The following is a 6,000-nucleotide window of genomic DNA, read 5'->3' on the forward strand; positions in this document are numbered from 1 at the left end:
GGCCCCCCAGCGTTGCGCCAAAGAGATAGGTGTAATTGCTGATGCTAGTCGCCCAACGATTAGGCATTCTTAGATAATCGACAGATAAAAGTTCGAGGTCTGGCCCAGCTCTAGCCCTGATAAGAAGTAGCCAGTGGTACGTCCGGTATCGAGGGGCAACCTCAGTGTGGTGATCCTATCGATCACGTATTCCAAACAGAGACGCAAAGCCGCATGGGATATCTTCCGCAACTCCGTGAAGAGTCCCTCTTGGCGGGAAGCGAAGGAGACGCTGAATGAGGAGTGCCCAGAGGAACGGATTGTCGCTCGAGTGCGGGGCTGCCCGAGTTCCCGCGACTTTGACGAGATTTCTGCCAGACGAAACAGGAGTTTCGCACGCGCGGTCGTCACCGCGCGACCCAGAAAGTTCGCCGTTTTTGCTCCGGGAGGTAAGGGATATCTCGCGCAGCATTACCAACCTCGGTATAGAACGAACTTTCGCCCGAGGCGCGTATTTATACCGTCAAGGTGAACCTGCCACATCTCTCTACTCTCCGTTGACAGGCCGAATCCGGGTGTTCATGAGCGGAATAGACGGTTCGGAACGGGACATCGCATTCGCGGAACCTCACTCAACAATTGGCGAATACGGCATCTTCGATGACGAACCACGTTACACATCCGCCATCGCAGTGGAAGATTCTCGAGTCCTTGTGATTGATCGTGCCGCGATCATGTCCGCCGGCCGGGCCGACCCGGAAATCTTCATCGAAATCGCGCGTCGACTGGCACAGAGAGAACGCCTCGCGTGTATGCACATCATGTATGGCGGTCTGCCAGCGCGAGCGCGCGTGGCAACGTTATTCGTTCAATTGCTCAACGCATATGGAACACTCAAGACCAGCAACACAGCGCGTCTGTCAAAAAGTCACCGCGTTGAAGACTTTGCTCACCTTGTAGGGGTGACCCGCGTGACAATGAGTCGCGAACTTGCGCGATTTGTGGAGGAAGGAATCCTCATGAAAGTCGGTCGGGAAATCTTTATCTCTGACATCGCTGCACTGCGCGCGCTCGCAGACACTTCTGGACTAGTACATCAACACGTAAATGACGGAACGTAATGCCGTTCGGGCTCTCGGTCAGCATCCTGCCAAGTGATTCGACAACGCGAACATCGCAACTCTCGTTCAGTGGGCATCATGGGGGTGATCGCAATCTACGTTGGACTGCAGGACCGCGCCCGATTGTCCGCATTCCAGCTTTACGTAAGAACTTCTGAGCCGGCGGCTCTCGCAAATTTGATAACGCGTGACACGACAATCTCCTGGATTGACTTGTGAAGCGTGGCGTCACTCGACTCAATCGTTTTCGATGGCCTCTAGAGCACCGGCGAGCACCGACGCGAGGCGTTATGCGGCGGCACCGGGCCTTGCAGATATCTCGTCATACCATCGCTGAAACCCGGTGAGTTCTGCCGAAATCGGCATCTTCAACGCGTTGACGGCAAAGTCGACCGTCACTAGCGTGGTAATGTCCGCCGCTGAAAATTCATCGCCCGCGACGTATCGCACCGTTCCCAGCCGCTCGTTGAAGTCCGCGAAAAAGTTGGCCACACGTTGTTTGCTTCGCTCAACCAATTCGGGAATCTGGTCATAAGCGTGCGGACCGGCCAGCGCACGGCCTTTCAATCCGGCGACCGCATTGCGCACGCCTTCCATCACCGGTACGAAGCCGTCCAGTTCTGCGCGCCGTTCCCACATCGTGACGAGCGCCTTCGACGTAGGCGTCGTGCCGAGCAATAGCGTCTGTGGATACGCTTCTTCCAGATAGCGCCAGATCGCCAGTACTTCTGCGATGACGGGACCGTCGGTGAGAGCCAAAGCCGGTACCTGGCTGCGAGGATTAATTGCGCGGAAGGCGTCGGAGAACTGCTCTTTGGCACCGAGGTCAACAGCCTTCATCGGGATAACAATTCCCTTCTCCGAGATGAAAAATCGCACACGCCGCGCGTTCGGAGAGCCCTTGGATTCATACAGTACGGGAGCGGTGGTTGTCATTTCAAGTCCTCCTTGGTGGTTTAATTGAATGTGGATACCTAGCCCAAAGGTTTCCCACAGACATTGGGGAAATGCACGCGACGGGCCGCCGGTTGATACGACATGCATGCAGCCAACTGTCATCGTGACGAAACTGAAGAAAGTTGGATAGCCGCGGCGGTCTTCGTCGTGGATGCCCCGGCCAACCAGTCTTCCGAAGCATAGAAGCGTTGTGCGCCTTCGTTGAGCACGTGGGTCGCACGCATCACGCGCTACTGCCAGTCTCCGCTCTGGAACAGGACCAGGAGGTCATGGCTATCAACATGGGCGAGAAAATCGCACGTCGGATCGCAGACATTGGCGGGCGCGGCCGCAGCGAACCCTGAGCACTTCTTCACCGCCAGTAGCCACTCACTCGCCTAAACCGTCACAACGATTTTCCCGAATTGGCTGTTTCCTTCGAGGTAGCGATGCACTTCCACCATCTCGTCAAACTTGAAGGTCCGATCGATGGCAGGCTTGAGGACACCGCTGTCTAATCCCTTGAGGACGTAATCCACGGCTGCTTTCCGGCGTGCTTCGTCGGCGACAACGTAAGAGAGGCTATAAACCTTGATGGTTGGCAACCTGCGAAGTAGCTGCAAGATCGGAATAGGCGTCTCTCCCTCATCAAGCAAGCCGTACAGGTAGGCGATGCCCTGGTGAGCCAGCGCAGCAATCAGCTTAGGGAAGTTTGGACCGCCCACTGGGTCGAAGATGACACGTGCACCCTTACCATCAGTGATACGCATCACCTCTTGCAACATGTCATCCTCTTCTGTTGCAATCACATGTGTTGCCCCTGCTTCGAGCAGTCGCTCTCTTTTTGCCGACGTACGCGTAAATGCAATAGGAGTCGCCCCGGCGTAGTTGACGAGTTGAATGGCTGCAAGGCCAACACTGCTGGACGCGGCAGGAATGATGACGAAATCGCCCTTAGTCACCTGAGCATCTAATATCAGCGCACCATAAGCCGTCACGAACATCATCCAGATCGATGCGGCCTCTGTGAACGAGAGCGACTTCGGATGTTTCACGACAACGTAATCCGGCATGAGCACTACTTCGCCGTAGGCGGAGTATTTGTTCATTGAAAAAGCCGGAATCGTGCTAACCGCGTCGCCCACCGCGAACCTGGTCACATCCTTGCCCACAGCATCAATGATGCCGGCGACCTCATAACCGAGCCCTGCCGGAAACTTCACGGGTTCGATGTACGCGTCATTGCGCCACATCACGTCTGCACGGTTTAAGCCGATTGCCTTGACCTTGATTCGTACTTCATGTGGTGCCGGCGCCGCTACTTGTTCGTCGATGAATTCAAGGACTTCAGGGCCGCCGGCCTTCGCGAACTTGATGGTGCGTGACATTTAATGCTCCCGGATAGAATGACATACTGGCTATCTGGTTCCCGATCGGACTGGAACACGCTGCAGCATCGTCCCGATCGCCCAAATAGAACTCTGCCGCTATCGAAGGTCTGGATAGTTCACTCCGGTCGCGGTTACTGGAACTGGAAGATTACCCGGCGGCCTCGGTGTCACTTGCGGCGCCGAGTTTCGATATTCACATTGCCCAAGTCTTTTCTGCCGGAAAGAACGTCGAGACGAGACGCATAAAGAGTCCGGAATATGACTGTGGTCTGAAAGCACTCCGTAATTGGGGGCATTCAGTTGGTTAGATCTGCGCCCGCCCGCCATCGACGAACAATTCGATACCCGTAACGAAACTGGAATCATCGGAGGCAAGGAATAAGGCAGCCTTGGCGATTTCTTCGGGCGTGCCCATGCGACCCATCGGGATAGTGGACACAATTCGGGCAATAGCATCCGCAGGCTGCTGATCCACCGCCGGTGTTTCGGTCGGACCCGGACTAAGGACATTTGACCGGATGCGGCGGTCCTTCAACTCAACAGTCCAACTTCTAACGAAATTGCGTACGGCGGCCTTCGTTGCTCCGTAGACCCAGAAAGCAGGTGTTCCTTTGGCGCTCGCAACCGAGCCGGTGAGGATGATGGAGGCGCCATCGTTCAACAGAGGTAACGCCTTTTGCACCGTAAACAGCGTACCCTTCACGTTCGTATTGAACAGTCCATCGAAGTGCTCCTCGGTAATGCTGCCCAACGCGGCAAACTCACCGTAGCCGGCGTTAGCAAAAATGATGTCGACTCGGCCGTTCTTTGCGACGATCTCGTAGAGCCGATCCAGGTCAGCCAGATTGGCAACATCGCCTTGAACGCCAGTGACGTTGCGACCAATCGTTTTTACAGCCTCGTCAAGTTTCTTTTGGCGTCGACCCATAATAAAGACATGCGCCCCTTCCTTCACGAAGAGCTGTGCGGTCGCCAAGCCGATCCCCGTGGTGCCACCCGTGATGACAGCAACTTTGCCTTCCAACTTTCCCATGGTTAATACTCCGATTGAAAACAAATACGCTTCTCACGCCACTGATTGGCGTGGCGTGATTGAATCGCATCAGTCTGGATAGCGATCTCCGAACATCGGCAGTCCACTCCTGGATTCCGCCTGCGTTGCTTCATCTTGAAGCACATCCCAGTGTTCGGCCAAACGACCGACTTCGATCCTGTCGACATCGGCGGCGATCCACGCAGTTGGGCGACCGATGCCTGAAAACCGACCATGAATGATCACGTAGTCATCTTCCGCGACGATCAACGCGTGCTCATACCGTAGCGTGTCAGGAAGGCCACGAATCAATCTGAAAAGGCCATCGCGGCCCGGTTCAATATGCGCGCTATGCTGGATGTAGTTATCCGACCAGAAACGAGATGCCGCCTCGTAGTCCCGCTTGTTGAAGAGCGTGTTGAACGCCTCAAGCACAAGCGTTTTGTTTTGTTCGGCTGTCGACATATGCAAGAAATGCTCCTTGGTGACAAGTCAGGCAACGGCGCGCTTGATTGCTATCTGTCAAACCACCCCTGCGGACCGAAACATAGATGGACACACCGGCGCCCCCCCCCGGGCCCAGAGACCGCGAAAGTAACTCTCGCCTCATAGACGAGCGTCCCGAACGATCAGTTGGCCGAAGTCCCCAAGTGTTTACGATGGTGGTCACCATCGGTTACTCATCATGACGCCGCCGGTCGCTGGTGTCAATGGTATTCACCATTGTTGTGTGAGATAATCGAGAAAATGACGTACAGACGAGGAGAACAATTCATGGGTGTCTCAAGGCAGCAAGCTACTGAAAATCGGCAGTCCATCATTGCCGCTGCAGAAAAGCTCTTCCGCGAGCGCGGTGTAGATGCGGTGGGACTGACAGAGCTCACTAAGGCCGCAGGCTTCACCCAGGGCGGCTTCTACAACCATTTCGAGTCGAAGGATGCATTGGTGGCAGCAGTGATGTCCAATGCCATGGAAGACGGCAGAAATCGACTTGTCGCGGCCATCGAACATTCCAGAGCATTGGGGTTGGAACCGATCAAGCGTCAGATCGATTGGTACCTGTCCCCCGATCATCGGAGAGCGATTGATTCTGGCTGTCCGGTCTCCACTTTCGCAGGCGATGTCCGGCGATTGGGCGTGGGGGCACGCAAGTCCTACGCCGACGGCGTTGCTTCGAATCTTGAATGCCTCGCCAATGCGCTTACCGGCGCAAATAGAAAAGAACGCAGAAAGAAAGCTATTGCGGTCTTAACTCAATTGGTCGGAACTTTGGTCCTGTCGCGCGCGTTGGTCGACGCTGAACCAGACTTGGCTGACGAAATATTGAAAGACGGTCGTCGACAGTTGTTGCTTGATTTGGCCGACTCATGAGTTCTCTCTAGAACTTAGCCACTCCGGCTTAGTTTTCAGCGGGTAACCAGCACGCTGCAGATACCAGCTCAGGTACACCGCGCGCATAAGTTCATTGACCAGGTGGCCGTTGCCATGTCCGTCGCGGCATGCGACCAGCGCAAGATGACAGGACAGCGACCGTTCACTG

6 protein-coding genes and 1 pseudogene are annotated in these 6,000 nt (G+C 55.4%); 2 read left to right on the forward strand and 5 right to left on the reverse strand.

The genetic code is table 11. The features are described 5' to 3' along the window. Positions 1 to 275 precede the first annotated feature (275 nt). Complete coding sequence (locus M0D64_RS34260; protein ID WP_266261068.1) at positions 276 to 1,100, forward strand: Crp/Fnr family transcriptional regulator; 825 nt, start codon at positions 276 to 278, stop codon at positions 1,098 to 1,100. Positions 1,101 to 1,388: 288 nt separating this feature from the next. Here the strand turns inward: M0D64_RS34260 and M0D64_RS34265 are convergent, their stop codons facing one another. The 5 genes and pseudogenes from M0D64_RS34265 to M0D64_RS34285 all read right to left on the reverse strand — a co-directional run bounded on the left by M0D64_RS34265 (position 1,389) and on the right by M0D64_RS34285 (position 4,925). Then, a complete protein-coding gene (locus tag M0D64_RS34265; protein WP_308102531.1) occupies positions 1,389 to 2,144 on the reverse strand; it encodes a glutathione S-transferase in 756 nt (251 codons plus the stop codon). After that, a pseudogene (locus M0D64_RS34270) lies at positions 2,136 to 2,395 on the reverse strand (diguanylate cyclase); the annotation flags it as partial. The pseudogene M0D64_RS34270 and the gene M0D64_RS34265, both read right to left, overlap by 9 nt. A 39-nt stretch (positions 2,396 to 2,434) precedes the next feature. Further along, a complete protein-coding gene (locus tag M0D64_RS34275) occupies positions 2,435 to 3,424 on the reverse strand; it encodes a zinc-dependent alcohol dehydrogenase family protein (RefSeq protein WP_266261069.1) in 990 nt (329 codons plus the stop codon). Positions 3,425 to 3,731: 307 nt separating this feature from the next. Then, the gene (locus M0D64_RS34280) at positions 3,732 to 4,460 is read right to left on the reverse strand and encodes an SDR family NAD(P)-dependent oxidoreductase (RefSeq protein ID WP_266261070.1); all 729 of its coding nucleotides are present in this window, start codon (positions 4,458 to 4,460) and stop codon (positions 3,732 to 3,734) included. A gap of 69 nt (positions 4,461 to 4,529) precedes the next feature. Beyond that, positions 4,530 to 4,925 (reverse strand): nuclear transport factor 2 family protein, encoded by a 396-nt coding sequence (locus M0D64_RS34285; protein ID WP_266261071.1) that lies wholly within the window; start codon positions 4,923 to 4,925, stop codon positions 4,530 to 4,532. Between the two features lie 309 nt (positions 4,926 to 5,234). On the opposite strand from M0D64_RS34285, the gene M0D64_RS34290 reads away from it, so the two are divergent. After that, on the forward strand, positions 5,235 to 5,831 hold the full coding sequence (locus tag M0D64_RS34290; protein WP_266261072.1) for a TetR/AcrR family transcriptional regulator: 597 nt from the start codon (positions 5,235 to 5,237) through the stop codon (positions 5,829 to 5,831). Positions 5,832 to 6,000 lie beyond the last annotated feature (169 nt).

The organism is Paraburkholderia sp. WS6 (genome assembly GCF_030464835.1).
Classification (GTDB): Bacteria; Pseudomonadota; Gammaproteobacteria; order Burkholderiales; family Burkholderiaceae; genus Paraburkholderia; species Paraburkholderia madseniana.

Bases quoted from the DNA above. Each gene is read 5' to 3' on its own strand.
- M0D64_RS34260 (WP_266261068.1), top strand. From the start codon at position 276: ATGAGGAGTGCCCAGAGGAACGGATTGTCGCTCGAGTGCGGGGCTGCC.
- M0D64_RS34265 (WP_308102531.1), bottom strand. From the start codon at position 2,144: ATGCATGTCGTATCAACCGGCGGCCCGTCGCGTGCATTTCCCCAATGT.
- M0D64_RS34275 (WP_266261069.1), bottom strand. From the start codon at position 3,424: ATGTCACGCACCATCAAGTTCGCGAAGGCCGGCGGCCCTGAAGTCCTT.
- M0D64_RS34280 (WP_266261070.1), bottom strand. From the start codon at position 4,460: ATGGGAAAGTTGGAAGGCAAAGTTGCTGTCATCACGGGTGGCACCACG.
- M0D64_RS34285 (WP_266261071.1), bottom strand. From the start codon at position 4,925: ATGTCGACAGCCGAACAAAACAAAACGCTTGTGCTTGAGGCGTTCAAC.
- M0D64_RS34290 (WP_266261072.1), top strand. From the start codon at position 5,235: ATGGGTGTCTCAAGGCAGCAAGCTACTGAAAATCGGCAGTCCATCATT.